Source organism: Lacisediminihabitans sp. H27-G8, assembly GCF_046156175.1.
In the GTDB taxonomy this organism is placed as follows: Bacteria; Actinomycetota; Actinomycetes; order Actinomycetales; family Microbacteriaceae; genus Lacisediminihabitans.
On the sequence record NZ_JAYLVL010000001.1, the window covers coordinates 855,274 to 871,970 of the forward strand.

A 16,697-nucleotide genomic window follows, 5' to 3' on the forward strand; every position below is an offset into this window, starting at 1 on the left:
CATCCCGTCGCCGTCAGGCGTTCTTCGAGTCGCGCCAGGAGAGCCAGTCGCGCACCGGGGCCAGGTCGTAGTCCGGTCCGCTGAGACCGATCGTGAACAGCGTCGTGCCGAGGGCGTGCAGCGCATCCGCCTCGTCGGGGGTGCGCCCGCGCAGCTCGGTCGAGATCTCAATCTGGGAGATGTCGCGACCCACAGCCCCACCGTGCTCGGCGAGGATCCCGAGCTTGCGCTGCAGAGTCTCCGGGTCGCTGAAGGAATGCCAGATGTCAGCGTGCTTCGCCACGATGCGCAGGGTCTTCTTCTCGCCCCCGCCACCGATGAGCACGGGGATGTGACGGGTGGGAGGCGGGTTGAGCTTGCCCCAGCGCTCCTCGATGATCGGGAGGTTGGCTGCGAGGGCGTCGAGACGCTGGCCGACGGTGCCGAATTCGTAGCCGTACTCGTCGTAGTCGCGCTCGAACCATCCGGAACCCGTGCCGAAGATGAAGCGGCCGGTGCCGGTGCCCTTCGCACTGATGTGATCGATGGTGCGCGCCATGTCGGCCTGCAGGTTGGCGTTGCGGTAGCTGTTGCAGTTGACGAGGGCGCCAAGCTCCACGCGAGAGGTCTGCTCGGCGAGCGCGGCGAGCATGGTCCAGGACTCGAAGTGCAAGCCGTCCGGTTCGCCGGAGAGGGGATAGAAGTGATCCCAGTTGAAGAGGACGTCGGCGCCGAGCTCCTCGAGTTCGGCCGCGGTCTCGCGGATCTTCTCGTAGCTCGCATGCTGGGGCGCGATCTGCACGCCGAGTCGGACGGGACGGTTTGGGGCATCAGTCATGCCTCAAGCCTATGACGGTCCGTGCGGCATCTTCATAGGAATACGGCGTTCACTTGGTGTTCGTGAACCGCATTCGAGCCTGCGCCTGCGCCCTTCTGGTCGCCGGGGCGATGCTCCTGCTTTCCGGATGCTCGAATGCTGCGCTCGCCACCGACACCAATGCGAGCTCTGCGGAGACGCGACCGGTGGTCGTGGCCATCGGCGATTCGATCACGAAGGGTCACGGTCTGTCCGCTGCGCAGGCCTGGCCGGCGATGCTCGCGGCAACCAACGGCTGGGACCTGACGAACCTCGCCTGCGATGGAGCGGGCTTCGTGGCAGCCGGCGACGACAATGACTGCGGTGCGGACTTCTCCGGTCTGGTGAGCGAGGCGGTGGCCCTGCATCCGGCCCTCATCCTCATCTCCGGAAGCAGCAACGACCTCGGCACCGACAACGAGCAACTGAACACCGAGACGGAGTCGGTGGTCTCGAGCCTGCGGGCGAAGCTGCCGGCGGCAACCATCGTCGGCATCAGCACGGTCTGGAACGACACCGTCGCCCCCAACCAGATGGATGACATCAACGAACAGGTGCGCACGGCGATCCTGGCGGTGAAGGGCACCTACCTCGACATCGGCCAACCCCTGGCGGGCCACCGGTCCTGGCTGCAGTCGGATGACATCCACCCGACCGTGCGCGGACAGCAGCAACTCGCGAAGGTGATCGCGGGGGCGATCCGCAGCGCGAAGCTGTCGATCTAGTCGCCCGCTGCCGCCGACGTCGCGCCCGTCCCGGGCCGTCCCGGACATTCCGGGCCGGCGTGCCGGCCCGAGTTGTCCGTCGACGCCCGGATTTCCACGCTGGAGTTCGACGCCCGGATTTCCACGCTGGAGTTCCACGCTGGAGTCCGACGCTGGAGTCCGGCGCCGGAAGTCAGCCGCGACCGAGCAGCTTCTGCAGGCTCGCGAGTTCTTCCTCTGAGGGCCCTGGCTTTCCGCCACTCCCGCCGAGCCCGAAGCCGGATCCGGCAGCTCCGGTTGACGGCTTCGCCCCCGACGCGAGAGCGGCGTTCTCTGCGGCCCGCTTGGCGGGGTTTCCCGACTTGGAGCCCTTCTTCGCCTGCACCTTCTTGGCCGCACCGAACTTCGCACCGGGGATCGGACCCATGCCCGGCACCTGCGGCATCCCGCCCTTAGCGACGGTCTTCATCATCTTGGCGGCCTGCTCGAACCGGTTGACGAGCGCGTTGACCTCGGTGACGGTTGTGCCGGATCCGCGGGCGATGCGCACGCGGCGCGACCCGTTGAGCACCTTGGGCTGGCGTCGCTCGCCGATGGTCATCGACTGGATGATCGCCTCGGTGCGGGTGATCTCCGACTCGTCGAAGTTGTCGAGCTGCTGGCGCATGCCCTTCGCACCCGGAAGCATCCCGAGCATGTTCTTGATCGAGCCCATGTTCTTGAGCTGCTGCATCTGGCTGAGGAAGTCCTCCAGCGTGAAGCTGTCGGTCATGAACTTCTCGGCGACCTTGCGAGACTCCTCCTCGTCGAAGGTCTTCTGCGCGGTCTCGATCAGGGTGAGGATGTCACCGAGGTCCAGGATGCGGCTCGCCATCCGATCCGGATAGAAGGGCTCGAAGTCGTCGAGCGACTCGCCCGTCGAGGCGAAGATGATCGGACGCCCGGTGACGGATGCCACGGAGAGCGCAGCCCCACCGCGCGCGTCGCCGTCCAGCTTGGTGAGCACGACGGCGGTGAAGTCGACTCCCTCCTGGAAGGCTTTCGCGGTCGCGACGGCATCCTGGCCGATCATCGCGTCGATGACGAAGAAGACCTCGTCGGGGTCGATGGCACGGCGGATGTCGGAGGCCTGCTTCATCAGGTCAGCATCGACACCGAGACGGCCGGCCGTGTCGACGATAACGATGTCGTACTGCTTGTCACGGGCGAACTTCACGCCGTCCTTTGCGACCTTGACCGGGTTGGCCGCGCCGCCGAAGAACGACCTCGGCGCGGCATCCTCGGCACCGACGTTGCCGGGTTCCGGTGCGTAGACCGCGACCCCGGCCTGTTCCGCGACGACCTTGAGCTGGGTGACGGCGTTCGGTCGCTGCAGGTCCGCGGCGACGAGCAGCGGGGTGTGGTTCTGGCCGGCGAGCCACTTGGCGAGCTTGCCGGCGAGGGTCGTCTTGCCGGCGCCCTGAAGGCCGGCGAGCATGATCACGGTCGGCGCGGTCTTGGCGAACTGGATGCGGCGCGCCTCACCACCGAGGATCGTGATGAGTTCGTCGTTGACGATCTGCACCACCTGCTGGGCGGGGTTGAGTGCTTTCGAGACCTCGTCGCCGAGGGCGCGCTCGCGCACCCGTCCGGTGAAGTCCTTGACGACATCGAGGGCGACGTCGGCATCGAGCAGGGCGCGACGGATCTCGCGCACCGTGCCGTCGACATCCGCGGCACTCAGTTTGCCCTTGCCGCGCAGGTTCTTGAAGGTATCCGCGAGGCGGTCAGTGAGATTTCCGAAGGTGGCCATGATGCCACCAGTTTAACCCGGGATCGTGAGGCATCGCGTCGGGTGGATGCGACTCGGATGCTGCCGGTCCGCTTCGGGTTCGGTGCCGATCCGCTGCCCGGTCCGCTGGCCGGTCCGCTGCCTATTCGACTGCCGATCCACTGTCCCCCAGAGCCGGTTCGGTGCCGGTCGATTGGGTCTCGACTGCCGGTTCGGTGCCGGTCGATTGCGCTCGACTGCCGGTTCGGTGCCGGTCGATTGCATCTCGACTGCCGCTTCGGGGCCCGTCGACTGCCGCTATAGTGCGAAGAGTCGAGTCGGGACTAAATGCGGGTCAGCCGCTTCCTAACCCGCAACTTCTCCCGAGTCGAATTCGAAGCGACTGCAGCTCGCCGGCCCCGCCTGCCCGCCCTGCCCGAGTGCCGACCCAATTGCTGACTCCTACTCGCCCACCGCCCGGTCGACGGCCGACCCGAGCGCAGCCGACCCCAGCCCAGCCCAGCCGAGCCCAGCCGACCGGATGCTCGGCCCTAGGCTCACAGCATGCGATTCGGAATCACGATCCTGCCCCAACAGCCCTGGGCTCAGGCGAAGAATCAGTGGGCTCGCGCGGAGGAGCTCGGCTTCGACCACGCCTGGACCTATGACCACCTCTCCTGGCGCAGCCTGGCCGACGAGCCCTGGGGCGCTACTATCCCCACTCTCACCGCGGCGGCAACGGTGACCTCACGCATCCGCCTCGGCACCTTCGTGTCGTCGCCGAACTTCCGGCATCCCGTCACCTTCGCGAAGGACGTCGCAACGGTCGACGACATCTCCGACGGTCGCTTCGTGCTCGGCATCGGCTCGGGTGGCACCGGCTTCGACACCTTCGTGCTCGGCCAGCCTCCGCTCTCGCCCCGCGAGCGCCACGATCGTTTCGCCGAATTCGTCGAACAGCTCGACGGGCTGCTGCGCTTCGAGCACGACGGTGCGATCTCGTTCGCCGGCGAGTGGTTCACGACACACGAAGCGCGCATGGTGGGGGTGCCCGCACAACTGCCGCGGGTGCCTTTCGTGATCGCGGCCAACGGTCCGAAGGGTCTCGACCTCGTCGCGCGCTTCGGCCAGGGCTGGGTGAGCACGGGCAGGGATGGCGTCACCGGCGAGGAGTGGTGGCAGTCCGTCGCGACGCTGGCCGGGCGGCTGGATGACGCTGCCGAGCGCGCGGGACGAGACGGGGCATCCATCGACCGCTACCTCTCCATCGACTCCGGGGGCACCTTCGCGCTCTCCAGCGCCGGCGCCTTCGAAGACCTGACCGGGCGGGCAGCTTCGCTCGGCTTCACGGATGTCATCGCACACTGGCCGCGGCGTGACGGCATCTACGCCGGATCCGAGGACGTGCTCGAAGCGGTCGCGGCTCGGTTGCCCGCACTGCGTTGAGCCCTGCACGGTCAGCCACACCGTCTCCCGCACCGGCGCGCCCGCGCCTGACCGTCACGGTTACCCCGCCGGGCAGACGGGGGCGCGAGTCCCCCGGTCCCCGAGCCACCTAGGCTGCTGGCATGCCCGACTCCGCACTCCGCACCGTTCCGCTCGGCTCCACCGGCATCGAGGTCAGCGAGTTCTTCTTCGGCGGCGCCGCGATCGGGGGCATCGGATCCGCGCCCTCCCGCATCGGACTCGGCATGAAGACGGATGAGGCGCTCGAGCGGCTCGACGAGGCCTACGAGGTCGGAATCCGGGTGCTCGATACGGCCAATTCCTTCGCGGGCGGCGAGAGCGAACGCGTGATCGGTCGTTGGCGGGAGGAACGCGAACGGGCCGATGTGCTCGTCTCGACGAAGGTCGGCAACGTGGTGGAGCGCGGCCAGGAGACCATCTCGCTCGCCGCCGACCACATCGAGCGGCAGCTCGCCCTGAGCCGATCGCGCCTGGGCTCCGTCGACCTGTACCTCGCCCACGGTTTCGACGAGCGCACGCCCCTCGAGGAGACGATCACCGCGTTCGCCGCAGCGATCGACACCGAGCAGATCCGAGCCTGGGGATGCTCCACCGGTTCGGTGCGCGAGGTCGAAGCCTGGCTGCTCGCCGCCGATCGCGCGGGGTTGCCCCGCCCGGCCTGGGTGCAGTCAGAGCTCAGCCTCGTCTCCCGGGGCGTGGAGCGGGACCTGCTGCCACTTCTCGCCGAGGAGGATCTCGGATTCGTGGCGCACTCGCCGCTTGCCGGCGGCATCCTCTCGTCTCGCTATCTCACTGACGACCCGGAGGAACTTCCCGATCCCGCCCCCGGCAGCCGTCTCGCCCTCGCCCCGGCGATGTATGCCACGGCCTTCACCCTGGCGAATCTGGCCCGGGTGTCCGGGCTCTCGCCCCTCGCGCGCGAACGCGAGGTGAGCATCCCGGCCCTCGCGCTGGCCTGGCTGCGGCGACATCCGCTGGTCACCGCCACGATCGTGTCCCCCCGACGAACTGAGCAGTGGGACGCGGTGACGGATGCCGCGTCGATGGACTTCGACGACGCCCTCGCCGAGCAGGTTGGCGCGCTCTTCGCCTGACGCTGCGCCCCGACCCGCCCCGCCCTGCCCCGCCCCGCCCCGCCCAAAATGCAGGAGGTTCGACACCAAACGGGGGTCCGCGCGGCCACGGGGGCCTTTTCGAGGCGAATTTCCTGCGTTTTGGGAAAGTGGTTTCGAGTGGGCGTGTCCGATGAGGGGTGGGGACGATTCCGGGAGGGGTGCTGCCCGCGCCGCGCTAGCCTGAACGGATGACACTCGTCCTGCCTTTCGACGGCCACACTCCCGAAGTCGATGCCTCCGCCTGGGTCGCCCCGAACGCGACGCTCATCGGGAGGGTCACTCTCGCGGCGGACTCGAGTGTGTTCTACGGAGCGGTGCTCCGCGCCGACTCCGACTCGATCACGATCGGAGCGGGAAGCAACCTGCAGGACAACGTCGCGGTGCACTGCGACGGGGGCAAGCCGACCACGGTCGGTGAGCGTGTGAGCGTCGGTCATTCCGCGGTGCTTCACGGCTGCACCGTCGAAGACGATTGCCTGATCGGCATGAGCGCCACCGTGCTCAACGGCGCCGTGATCGGCGCCGGCTCTCTCGTGGCCGCGGGCGCCGTGGTGCTCGAGGGCAGCATCATCCCGCCTCGATCGCTCGTCGCCGGGGTTCCCGCCAAGGTGCGCCGCGAACTCACGGATGAGGAATTCGCCGGGGTCGTCGCAAACGCCGCGCACTATGTCGAGCTCAGCCGAAAGCACGCCGCGCTCTAGATCCCCGCGCGCTGCGCACCCTCCGGCACAACTCCTGCAGATTTTCTGGCGGCAACTCGGCATGCCCGCAAACCCGGGGGGCGTAGACGCCACCGGGCCCAGATAGCAGGAGTTATGCACATGGGGGTGCGCACGGGTGCTGCTGACAGGAGCTGCTACTCACGTTGGGACGGCGTGATCCTGAGAGTGCTGCGATAGGGGGCAGCTGCAGACGCCGGGACGGTCGGTGTCTCGATGATGGTCGGAGTCTCGCCGGTACGAGGGCGACGGGGCTGCACCCGCACCGCGCGGTAGGCAAAGCCGTCTTGATCGCTGGCTTCCCAGTGGAAATCGACCAGCTCACCGACGTCGAGGCTGCGATACCCCGGCATTTCGAGAGCGGAGAAGTGCGTCCAACACCCGCCCGGGGTTTCACCCGAGGCGATCACGCCCCAGCCGTCTTCGTCCGACCACTGTGCGACGGTTCCGAGGCTTGACACGAGGCGAGGCGGCTAGCGCCGATCCGCCAGCGCGATCACGATGATCGCGGCGATCGGGATCAGGCAGACCGCCAGCGCAACGGTCGGCACCATCTTCGACTCGGACCGCACGAGCCCGATGATCGCGAGCACGAGGGCCACGAAGAGCACCGCCGATCCCACGTAGAAGATCACGATGCTCGTGCTGATGGCTCCCGCCCCGTTGAGCGTCGCATCGATTCCGCTGACAAAACCCCAGATGGCCAGTCCGACCCCGACGACGGCGAGGGTGAGCGAGACGAGCGCCACCCGGCTGTAGGCACGCTCCGACGGAGTCTCGATCCGGGACATGCTCACGACCCGATGAGATTCTGCACGAACACGTGCGGGGTGAATCCGGTCAGGTCGCCGATGCCCTCACCCTGCCCGACGAGCTTGATCGGAATGCCTGTCTTCTCCTGCACCGAGAGCACGAATCCCCCCTTCGCCGAACCGTCGAGCTTGGTGAGCACGAGTCCGGTCACCCCGGCATGCTCGATGAAAGCCTCGGCCTGAGCGAGCCCGTTCTGTCCGGTGGTGGCATCGAGAACGAGCAACACCTCCGCGATCTCGGTCTGCTTCTCGATCACCCGGCGGATCTTCGCGAGCTCGTCCATCAGGCCGCTCTTGGTCTGCAGCCGGCCAGCTGTGTCGATCAGCACGATGTCGATGCCCTCCCGTTGCGCCCGCTCCACGGTCTGGAAGGCGACGGATGCCGGATCCTGCCCTTGCTGCTGCGGACGCTGGATGGCGGCCCCGCCGCGCTCCGCCCAGGTGGCCAGCTGCTCGACGGCCGCGGCCCGGAAGGTGTCGGCCGCACCCACGATGACACTTCGGCCGTAGCCACCGAGGAACTTCGCGAACTTGCCGATGGTGGTGGTCTTGCCGACGCCATTGACACCGACGACGAGCACCACCGCCGGACGGGCGCTGAGGGTGAGGGTGGGATTGAGGCGGGCGAGCCGCTCCTCGAGGGTCTCGCGCAGCATCCGCTTGAGGTCGACAGGGTCGGTGGTGTTGAAGCGCTTGACGCTCGCGCGCAGCTCCTCGATGATCGCCTCGGTGAGATCCGGACCGAAATCGGCGGTGATCAGGGCGTCTTCGAGGTCGTCCCAGGTCTCGTCGTCGATGGTCTTGCGAGCGAACATGCCCTTGAGAGCGCCCGATAGGGACCAGGGAGAAGCCATAGGCCTATGTTACCGACCGGCCACAACGGCACCGGCGCTTCCGGATCGACACGCGCTGCTCGGCAGCGCCCGGCGGCGGTGACGACGCTCGAGATGTGGTTGGGTGAGCACGGGCACACCGTTCTGCGCCGAAGGGAGATCGCCGTTGCGAGTCCTGGTCTGTGGTGCGGGCGTCATCGGGAGCGCGTATGCGGCCCGACTGCTCGGCGTCGGGAGCGATGTGACGCTGCTCGACCGAGGCGCTCGGCTGTCCGAGCTGCGCGCCGACGGCCTTGTCGTCGATGAGCCGCTGGTGGAGACGAGCAGCGTCTTCGACATCCGAGCCATCGACCGGATCCCCGAGACCGAGACCTTCGAACTGGTCGTGGTGGCGGTCCGGCCGTCACAGTTGCTCGGCACTCTCCCCCTGCTCCGCAGCATGACCGACGGCTCGGATGTGCTCTTCCTCGGTGATCTCGCCCCTCACCAGACCCAGCTCGTCGAAGGCCTCGGTTCGCGAGCGCTGTTCGGGTTTCCCTCGGTCAGCGGTGTTCGGGAGGGCTCGATCACCCGCTTCGCCCAGATCGATCGGCAGAAGACGGTCCTGAGCGAACCGGACGGAGCGATGACCACGCGCGTCCGCAACATCCAGACGGAGTTCAGCATCGCGGGATTCCCGACGGTGATCAGCACGAATTTCGCCCATTGGATGCGTGCTCGAGACGCCTTCATGGTGCCGATCGACTGCGCGCTCCAGCGCGTGGGCGGCGACCCGGTACGCCTCTCCCACGACGATGACACCCTCCGGCTCATGGTCGCTGCCACCCGGGAGGCGTTCACCGTGCTGCACGATCAGGGCAACAGCGACATCGCCCCGGACCTCCGGCTGATCTACCGGCATCTGCCGACACAGGTCGATCTCGCCCACTGGCACCGGGTGCTGCGCGACCAACGCGGTGAGCTCTGGTTCGGCGCCCATGCCAGGGACACGGCCGGCTGGCTGTCATCCCGCGTCTCGGAGCTGAGGGCTGCTCTCGGCGACCATTCTGGCGCGACGCCGTCCTTGGATGAGCTCGTCTCCAGCCTCCGGACTCCGCGACCGAACCGAACTCCACCGTCGGGCAGGGCAGACTAGAGGGGTGACTTTCGCCTTCATCCGCCATGGCCAGACCGAGTGGAACCGTGAGCTGCGGCTCCAGGGCTCTTCCGACATCCCTCTCAACGACACCGGTCGGGAGCAGGCTCGGCAGGCCGTCGACGTGCTCTCCGGCACGCGCTGGGACGCGGTGGTGAGCTCCCCGCTCAGCCGTGCCCGCGAGACGGCCCAGATCATCGCCGACGGCCTCGGCATCACACTGGGGCCGAGCTACGACGAGCTCGTCGAGCGCCACTATGGTGACGGCGAAGGGGCGACCGCAGAAGACATCGAGGCCAAGTGGCCGGATCACGACTATCCCGGGCTGGAGAGTCTCGACTCTGTCGTGGCGCGGGGCATCGCTGCCCTGGATCACATCGCCGACGACTACGGCGACGCGAATGTCGTCATCGTCTGCCACGGCACGATCATCCGCTACACGCTGGGTGCCCTCGCCGGCCAGCAACTCCCCGGCATCGAAAACGGGGCGACCGCCACCTTCGAGCGCATGGGCGAGGGATGGCGCGTGCACACCGTCAACGACGAGGCTCTCGTCACCACCTGAGTCGTCGCTCAGACCGCCTGAGCGAACCCGAGCTCGGTGTCCGCGAGGTGCGCGAGCTCCTCGGGCAGCTCGAGCCCCTTGCGCTTCATCGACTGCGCCCACAGGCGCCCGGCGCGGTACGACGACCGCACCAGCGGGCCGGCGAGCACCCCGAGGAACCCGATCTCCTCGGCCTCCTCCTTGATCTCGATGAACTCCTGCGGCGGAAGGTAGCGTGCGACGGGCAGGTGCCGGGCGGTCGGGCGCAGGTACTGGGTGACCGTGATGATGTCGGTGCCCGCGTCGTGGAGGTCCTGCAGCGCCTGGCTGATCTCCGCGCGCTCCTCCCCCATTCCGAGGATCAGGTTGGACTTGGTGATGAGCCCAGCCTCGCGTGCGCTCGTGATGACGCCGAGCGAGCGTTCGTAGCGGAACGCGGGACGGATGCGCTTGAACAGCCGCGGCACCGTCTCGACATTGTGGGCGAAGACCTCCGGGCGCGAGGAGAACACCTCGGCAAGCAGGTCGGGGTTGCCGGAGAAGTCGGTGGCGAGGATCTCGACCCCCGTGCCGGGGTTCACCTCGTGGATGCGACGCACCGTCTCGGCGTGCAACCAGGCGCCCTCATCGGGCAGGTCATCCCGGGCGACACCCGTCACTGTGGCGTAGCGAAGCCGCATGCTGAGCACCGAGTCAGCGACGCGACGCGGTTCGTCAGTGTCGTAGTCCGCCGGCTTACCGGTGTCGATCTGGCAGAAGTCGCAGCGGCGGGTGCACTGGGATCCGCCGATGAGGAAGGTGGCCTCGCGGTCTTCCCAGCACTCGTAGATGTTGGGGCATCCGGCCTCCTGGCACACCGTGTGCAGGCCCTCGTCCTTCACGAGCTTCTGCAGTTCGAGATACTCCGGGCCCTGGCGCGCCACCGTCTTGATCCACGGGGGCTTCCGCTCGATCGGGGTCTCGGTGTTACGGATCTCGAGGCGCAGCATCCGCCGTCCTTCGGGGGCCGCGGTCATGCGGACACCGCCACGGTCTCGGAGACGAGAGCATCGAACCGCTCCGTGACCACCCGCGCCGCGTCTTCGGGGGTGACCTCGCGGCCGAGCTCGCGGCTGATCGTGGTGACTCCCGCATCGCGGATGCCGCAGGCCACGATGTGCGCGTAGGCGTCGAGGGAATTGCTGCAGTTGAGCGCGAATCCGTGCATCGTGACGCCGCCCGCGACGCGGATGCCGATGGCAGCGATCTTCTCCTCGCGCGCGCCGTCGATGATCCAGACCCCCGATCGCCCGGCGACTCTCACCCCGGTGACTCCGAAGTGGGCGATCACGTCGATGAGCAGTTCCTCGAGCCGGCGCACGTAGGCGACGACGTCGACCGGGTCGTGCAGGCGCAGGATGGGGTAGCCCACGAGCTGGCCCGGTCCGTGCCAGGTGATCTTGCCCCCGCGGTCGACGTCGATGACCGGGGAACCGTCATCCGGGCGTTCGCTGGCCTCGGTGCGGGTGCCGGCGGTGTAGACCGAAGGATGCTCCAGCAGCAGCACGGTGTCGGGCCGGGTTCCCTCCACCACGGCGGAGTGGATGCTGCGCTGCAGCGCGAGCGCCTCGGGGTAGGGCAGGAGGTCCGGTGCGAGTCCGGCGACGACGATATCGGCCATGGGGCAAGTGTAGGCATTTAATGGACGCAGTCCAACAACCCTCGCGGATCGGCGTTCGGGTTGCGCTCGTCGGCCTCATACCGGGGGCTCCTGCCGGGTGTTACTGCCGAGGGCTCCGGCCGGGCGACCGCCGTGAGCTGCCGCGGTGGGCTCCGGCCGGGGGCGACCGCCGTGAGCTGCCGCGGTGGGCGAAGAATCATCGAGTTGCACGCTTCTGCGACCTGCTCGGCCGTTCAACCCACAAAAGAATGCAACTCGGCGCGGATTGCCCAGGTGTGCGGGCCCGCAGGCGCACAACCCGCACAAGCCGCAGGGCCGCAACCCGCACAAGCCGCAACGCCGCAAGGGCGCAGGAACGCAGGAGCGCAGGAGCGCAAGGGCGCCGGGGCGCCGGGGCGCCGGGGCGCCGGGGCGCCGGGGCGCCGGGGGCTAGCTTGCCTGCTCCGCTTTCACCCGCTGGCCGACCACCGCGCTGATGCCGTCGGCGCGCATGCTCACGCCGTAGAGCGCATCCGCGATCTCCATCGTGCGCTTCTGATGGGTGATGACGATGAGCTGCGAAGTCTGGCGCAGGTCTTCGAAGATCTGCAGTAGTCGGCCGAGGTTGGCGTCATCGAGCGCCGCCTCGACCTCGTCCATGATGTAGAACGGGCTCGGGCGGGCCTTGAAGATGGCGATCAGCAGAGCGACCGCAGCGAGGGATCGCTCACCACCGCTCAGCAGGGACAGCCGTTCGATCTTCTTTCCGGCCGGCCGCACGGTGACCTCGATACCCGTTGTCAACATGCTGTCGGGATCGGTGAGGAAGATGCTCCCGGTTCCTCCCGGGAACAGGATCGGGAACACCGTGTTGAAGGCCTCTCGGGTGTCTTCGAAGGCGCTCGAGAAGATGTCCTCCATCTTCTCGTCGATCTCGCCGATGATCGTGAGCAGGTCGGTGCGGGTGGAGGTGAGGTCGGTGAGCTGCTCGGTGAGGAACTTATGGCGCTGCTCGAGGGCGGCGAACTCCTCGAGGGCGAGCGGGTTGACCCGACCGAGCTGCGCGAGCTTGCGCTCGGCTTTGGCGAGTCGTGCCTCCTGCTCGGCACGCACGAACGGGATGCCGTCCGCCGGCGAGGACTCGATACGCTCGCTGGCGCTCCCTATCCGACCATCGGAGGCGACCGCCGGCGAGGTAGCGCCCGACGAAGGAGGCCGCGTATCGAGACCACCATCGACCGGCACCGGCTGCTCGGGGCCGTACTCGGCCACGAGCACGTCTTCGACCAGACCGAGCTCTTCGCCGGCACGCTCCAGCAGCGTCGAGAGGTGGAGCTTCTTCTCGTACACCTGCATCTCGAGCGCGTGCACGCCCTCGCTGATCGAGGTGAGTCGTTCACGCAGGGCATTCTCTCCCCGGCGCAACTCGGCAAGCTCCTCGTTCTGGGCCGCGCGCTCGGACTCCCGCGAAGCGAGCTGCACCCGGGCCTCGGAAACCGAACGGTCCACGGCATCCAGCACCGCCGGAAGGGCATCGATCACCGTCTGGGCTGAGGCGGCCTGCCGCCGACGGATCACCGCGCGACGAGCGGCTTCGTCGGCCGCCTCGCGCTCGGCCTCCAACTGGCGCTTCAGCTGCACCGCGCGCAGTTGCTCGGCCCGCGCGCGCTCCCGCGCGGTCTCCACCTGCAGCCGCGCCTCCACTTCGCGCTCGCGCGCCTCATCCAGGTCGGCGAGCACGCCCTCGCGGGCGGCCACGTCGAGGATGGGGCGCGGGCGGGAGACGAAAGTCCCGAGTTCCTGGGCGGCGCGTTCGGCGGCAGAGGCGGCATCCGTCACGGAGTCCGTGGCGAGGGCGAGCCCGCGCTCCAGCCGCTCCGCCTCCGCCGCGGCCGCCTCCACCTGCACACGCACGCGGTTGAGCTTCTCGGTCTGGGCCGCAAGCTGAGAATCGAACTGGCGAAGCGCGGCGAGGGCGCGACTCGACTGTTCCTTGGCGACCTCGAGACGCCCGCGCTGCTCGGCGAGGGCGAACCGCGCCCGGTCGATGAGCGAGGTGACTTCGTCGAGGCGGTGCTGGGCGGCGTCCCGGTCGGCCACGAGCTCGAGGCGCGATCGTTTGGCGCCGGACCCGCCGCGGAGCACGTACTCCGAGAGCACATCCCCCGCCTTGGTGATGATGGTGGCGCCGGAGCCGGCCTCGAGCCGTGACCAGGCCGAGCGTGCCGTGGGCAGATCGTCCGAGATCAGGATGCCGCTGAGCAGCAGCTTCACCCCGCCAGGCGCGGTGACGACCTGGGCTGCGGCGACGGTGCCGTCACCGAGGTCTCGGGCGCTCTGAGGAGACTGCTTCGTTTCGCTGAGTACAACCTCGACCCGTCCGAGATCGTTCCGCGCGGAGTACTCGAGCGCATCGAATGCCGCATCCCGGCTGTCGGCGAGCACGGCATCGGTGAGCGAGCCGAGGGCCGCGGCGATCGCGGCCTCATATCCGGGCTGCACCTGCACGTGCTCGGCGACGAGCCCCTGGATGCCGTCGAGCCGGGCTGCGACGAGCGCACTCGAACCGTCCTTCTGGTCCATCGCGGATGACAGGGCACTGACACGCGCCGCAAGGGCATCGCGCTCCCTCTCGTTTCCATGCAGGGCTTCGCGCAAGCGGTCGATCTCGGCCTCGGCGTCGACGACCTCGGCCTGGGCGCTCTCGTAGGCGGCGTCGAGATCCGTCTCACCGGTATCGGACAACACGGCTTCGGCCTCGAGCGCCACGAAGGCGATCTGGGCGGTCTCGCGTCGCTCGCGCGCCGCGTCGAGCGCATTCTGCTGACGAAGTACCTCTCCGCGCACCGCGGCGAGGCGAGAGGCCGCGCTGTCCTTCTGCCCGGTGAGCTTGGAGATTTCGAGGTCGTGGCGGGAGACGAGGGAGGACTGGTAGGCGATCTGCTCGTCGAGCCCGTCGAGGTTGGCTCTCGCCGCGGTCGTGGCTGCCCGAGTGTCCTGCCAGGCCGCCTCGGCGTCGACTATCGTCGCCGCGATGCGCTCGACCTCGTCTTCGGCATCGGCCACCATCTGGCGGGTGACGCCCGGCGCCGCGTCCGGTCCGTCGGCCTGCTGGCCGAGCAGGGAGAGGCGTTGATTGGCGAGGGAATACAGGTTGCGCAGCCGCTCCTGCACCGATTCGAGCCCGAACGCGGTGCGTCGGGCGACGTCCACCGCATCCCCCTCCTGCGACTGTTCGATGCGGTGCTCGCGCAGCTTCGCCTGGTCGAGCTGCTCCTGCAGCACGATGCGCTCGGTCTTGCGCTCGCTCTCGCTTCGGGTCGACGCCGTGATGGCGGCGCGCAGGGTGACGACCTCGTCCGCCAGCAGTCTGGCCCGCGCATCCCGCACGATCGACGCGATCGACTGGGCTTCCTTGGCGATCTCGGCCTGGTGACCGAGAGGCTTCAACTGGCGACGGATCTCCCCGGCCAGGTCCGACAACCGGGTGAGATTCGCCTGCATGGCGTCGAGCTTGCGGATCGTCTTCTCTTTGCGGCGACGATGCTTGAGGATGCCCGCGGCTTCCTCGATGAACCCCCGGCGCTCTTCCGGGCTCGCGTGAAGCACGGCGTCGAGCTGTCCCTGGCCCACGATCACGTGCATCTCCCGCCCGAGGCCGGAGTCGCTCAGCAACTCCTGCACGTCGAGAAGCCGGCAGGTGTCACCGTTGATGGCGTACTCGCTTCCGCCGTTTCGGAACAGGGTGCGCGAGATCGTCACCTCGGCGTAGTCGATCGGCAGCGCGCCGTCCGCGTTGTCGATGGTGAGGATGACCTCTGCACGACCGAGGGGACCCTTCGTCGCCGTTCCGGCGAAGATCACGTCTTCCATCTTGCCGCCGCGCAGGGTCTTGGCACCCTGCTCCCCCATGACCCAGGCGAGGGCATCGACCACGTTGGATTTGCCCGAGCCGTTCGGCCCGACGACGCAGGTCACCCCCTGCTCGAAGGCGAAGGTGGTCGGTTGGGCGAAGGACTTGAAGCCTTTGAGAGTCAGGCTCTTGAGATACACCGGCCTGCCCTTCTCCGTTCGACGACTTCTGGGTCAACGGTACCGGAGAGGGGAGGGCATGCCCGGCAGGCGCCACCGGTGACAAAAGTCACGGCGAGAGCGTGAGAGGAGTCGTGGCGCGAGATGCGGGCGCACCGGGAGGCTTGGCCTATGACAGCTCCCGCGATTCAACTCACCGGCCTTTCGAAGAACTTCGGCACCGTGCACGCCGTCGTGGATGTCGACCTCAGCATCGACCGCGGCGAGGTCGTGGCACTCCTCGGGCCGAACGGCGCGGGGAAGTCCACCACCATCGATCTCGCCCTCGGTCTCTCCCACCCCACCACCGGCACGGCCCGACTGTTCGACGGTGACCCTCGGGCCGCAATCGTCGACGGGCGCGTCGGCGCCATGCTGCAGGGCGGGGCGCTGCTTCCCGACCTCTCGGTCGCTCAGACCGTCGCCCTGGTCGCCAGCGCCCATCGCGCCCCGCTCCCCGTCGAGGAGGCGCTCGAGCGGGCGGGCATCCGCGACCTCGCCGGCCGACGCGTCAGCAAGCTCTCCGGCGGTCAGCTCCAGCGTGCCCGATTCGCCGTCGCGGTGGTCTCCGACCCCCAACTGCTGATCCTGGATGAGCCGACCGCCGCCATGGACGTCGAATCCCGCCGGGATTTCTGGCTGTCGATGCGACAGTTCACCGAGGAGGGACGCACCGTCGTCTTCGCCACCCACTACCTCGACGAAGCGGACTCCTTCGCCGACCGCATCGTGATCATGGGCGCCGGCCGGATCGTCGCCGACGGGACCCCCGCCGAGGTCAAGTCGGTGGTCTCCGGCCGGACCATCCGGTTCGAAGTCGACCGTGGTGACGCGGATGCCGCGGCCGCGGCGGTCCCCCGGCTGCCGGGCATCCGTTCCCTCGACCGCAGGAGCGACCGCTTCTCGCTCAGGACGGACGACTCGGATCGCACCCTTCGGGCCCTCCTCACCGCCGTGCCGACGGCGCGCGACATCGAGATCACCGCCCACACGATGGATGACGCATTCCTCGCCCTCACCTCCACCACCCCACAGTCCAGCGCACAGTCGCTCCTCACGAAAGCAGTCTGACC

The 16,697-nt window shown here is 68.3% G+C and carries 15 protein-coding genes; 7 read left to right on the forward strand and 8 right to left on the reverse strand.

Features of this window, described 5'->3' with window-relative positions; all coding sequences use genetic code 11:
• Window positions 1–13: 13 nt before the first annotated feature.
• Window positions 14–817 carry an LLM class F420-dependent oxidoreductase gene (locus VLI63_RS04120; RefSeq protein ID WP_409155635.1) on the reverse strand — a complete coding sequence of 268 codons (804 nt, stop codon included), beginning with the start codon at window positions 815–817 and terminating at the stop codon, window positions 14–16.
• Window positions 818–879: 62 nt separating this feature from the next.
• Between VLI63_RS04120 and VLI63_RS04125 the strand changes: the two genes are divergently transcribed.
• Window positions 880–1,560, forward strand: coding sequence for an SGNH/GDSL hydrolase family protein (locus VLI63_RS04125; RefSeq protein ID WP_409155636.1), 681 nt, complete (start codon window positions 880–882; stop codon window positions 1,558–1,560).
• Between the two features lie 172 nt (window positions 1,561–1,732).
• Here the strand turns inward: VLI63_RS04125 and ffh are convergent, their stop codons facing one another.
• The gene (gene ffh, locus VLI63_RS04130) at window positions 1,733–3,331 is read right to left on the reverse strand and encodes a signal recognition particle protein (protein WP_409155637.1); all 1,599 of its coding nucleotides are present in this window, start codon (window positions 3,329–3,331) and stop codon (window positions 1,733–1,735) included.
• A 522-nt stretch (window positions 3,332–3,853) separates the two neighbouring features.
• Between ffh and VLI63_RS04135 the strand changes: the two genes are divergently transcribed.
• The 3 genes from VLI63_RS04135 (at window position 3,854) to VLI63_RS04145 (ending at window position 6,572) form a co-directional block, all read left to right on the forward strand.
• On the forward strand, window positions 3,854–4,735 hold the full coding sequence (locus VLI63_RS04135) for an LLM class flavin-dependent oxidoreductase (RefSeq protein ID WP_409155638.1): 882 nt from the start codon (window positions 3,854–3,856) through the stop codon (window positions 4,733–4,735).
• Window positions 4,736–4,857: 122 nt separating this feature from the next.
• Complete coding sequence (locus VLI63_RS04140; RefSeq protein WP_409155639.1) at window positions 4,858–5,850, forward strand: aldo/keto reductase; 993 nt, start codon at window positions 4,858–4,860, stop codon at window positions 5,848–5,850.
• A 209-nt stretch (window positions 5,851–6,059) separates the two neighbouring features.
• On the forward strand, window positions 6,060–6,572 hold the full coding sequence (locus VLI63_RS04145; protein ID WP_354574761.1) for a gamma carbonic anhydrase family protein: 513 nt from the start codon (window positions 6,060–6,062) through the stop codon (window positions 6,570–6,572).
• 155 nt (window positions 6,573–6,727) lie between these two features.
• Here VLI63_RS04145 and VLI63_RS04150 read toward each other — a convergent pair whose 3' ends face one another.
• Genes VLI63_RS04150 through ftsY form a run of 3 tightly spaced genes read right to left on the reverse strand, consistent with a single transcriptional unit; the run spans window position 6,728 to window position 8,256 of the window.
• Window positions 6,728–7,051 (reverse strand): cold shock domain-containing protein, encoded by a 324-nt coding sequence (locus VLI63_RS04150; RefSeq protein ID WP_409155640.1) that lies wholly within the window; start codon window positions 7,049–7,051, stop codon window positions 6,728–6,730.
• A gap of 12 nt (window positions 7,052–7,063) precedes the next feature.
• Window positions 7,064–7,387: a hypothetical protein gene (locus VLI63_RS04155; RefSeq protein WP_409155641.1), complete on the reverse strand. Its 324-nt coding sequence runs from the start codon at window positions 7,385–7,387 to the stop codon at window positions 7,064–7,066.
• Window positions 7,384–8,256 (reverse strand): signal recognition particle-docking protein FtsY, encoded by an 873-nt coding sequence (ftsY, locus tag VLI63_RS04160; RefSeq protein ID WP_185201180.1) that lies wholly within the window; start codon window positions 8,254–8,256, stop codon window positions 7,384–7,386. Before ftsY ends, VLI63_RS04155 begins: the two co-directional genes overlap by 4 nt.
• Window positions 8,257–8,401: 145 nt before the next feature.
• Here ftsY and VLI63_RS04165 point away from each other — a divergent pair, with 145 nt between their 5' ends.
• Window positions 8,402–9,370 carry a ketopantoate reductase family protein gene (locus tag VLI63_RS04165; RefSeq protein WP_409155642.1) on the forward strand — a complete coding sequence of 323 codons (969 nt, stop codon included), beginning with the start codon at window positions 8,402–8,404 and terminating at the stop codon, window positions 9,368–9,370.
• 4 nt (window positions 9,371–9,374) lie between these two features.
• On the forward strand, window positions 9,375–9,935 hold the full coding sequence (locus VLI63_RS04170) for a histidine phosphatase family protein (protein ID WP_409155643.1): 561 nt from the start codon (window positions 9,375–9,377) through the stop codon (window positions 9,933–9,935).
• An 8-nt stretch (window positions 9,936–9,943) separates the two neighbouring features.
• On the opposite strand, the gene lipA is transcribed toward VLI63_RS04170, so the two are convergent.
• The 3 genes from lipA to smc form a co-directional block, all read right to left on the reverse strand.
• Window positions 9,944–10,930: a lipoyl synthase gene (lipA, locus tag VLI63_RS04175; protein WP_409155644.1), complete on the reverse strand. Its 987-nt coding sequence runs from the start codon at window positions 10,928–10,930 to the stop codon at window positions 9,944–9,946.
• Window positions 10,927–11,574, reverse strand: a complete 648-nt coding sequence (gene lipB / locus VLI63_RS04180; RefSeq protein WP_409155645.1) for a lipoyl(octanoyl) transferase LipB — start codon at window positions 11,572–11,574, stop codon at window positions 10,927–10,929. The genes lipA and lipB overlap by 4 nt, the downstream gene beginning before the upstream one ends.
• A gap of 429 nt (window positions 11,575–12,003) precedes the next feature.
• Window positions 12,004–15,606 (reverse strand): chromosome segregation protein SMC, encoded by a 3,603-nt coding sequence (gene smc / locus VLI63_RS04185; protein WP_409155646.1) that lies wholly within the window; start codon window positions 15,604–15,606, stop codon window positions 12,004–12,006.
• Between the two features lie 150 nt (window positions 15,607–15,756).
• On the opposite strand from smc, the gene VLI63_RS04190 reads away from it, so the two are divergent.
• Complete coding sequence (locus VLI63_RS04190) at window positions 15,757–16,695, forward strand: ABC transporter ATP-binding protein (RefSeq protein WP_409155647.1); 939 nt, start codon at window positions 15,757–15,759, stop codon at window positions 16,693–16,695.
• The last annotated feature ends 2 nt before the right edge of the window (window positions 16,696–16,697 follow it).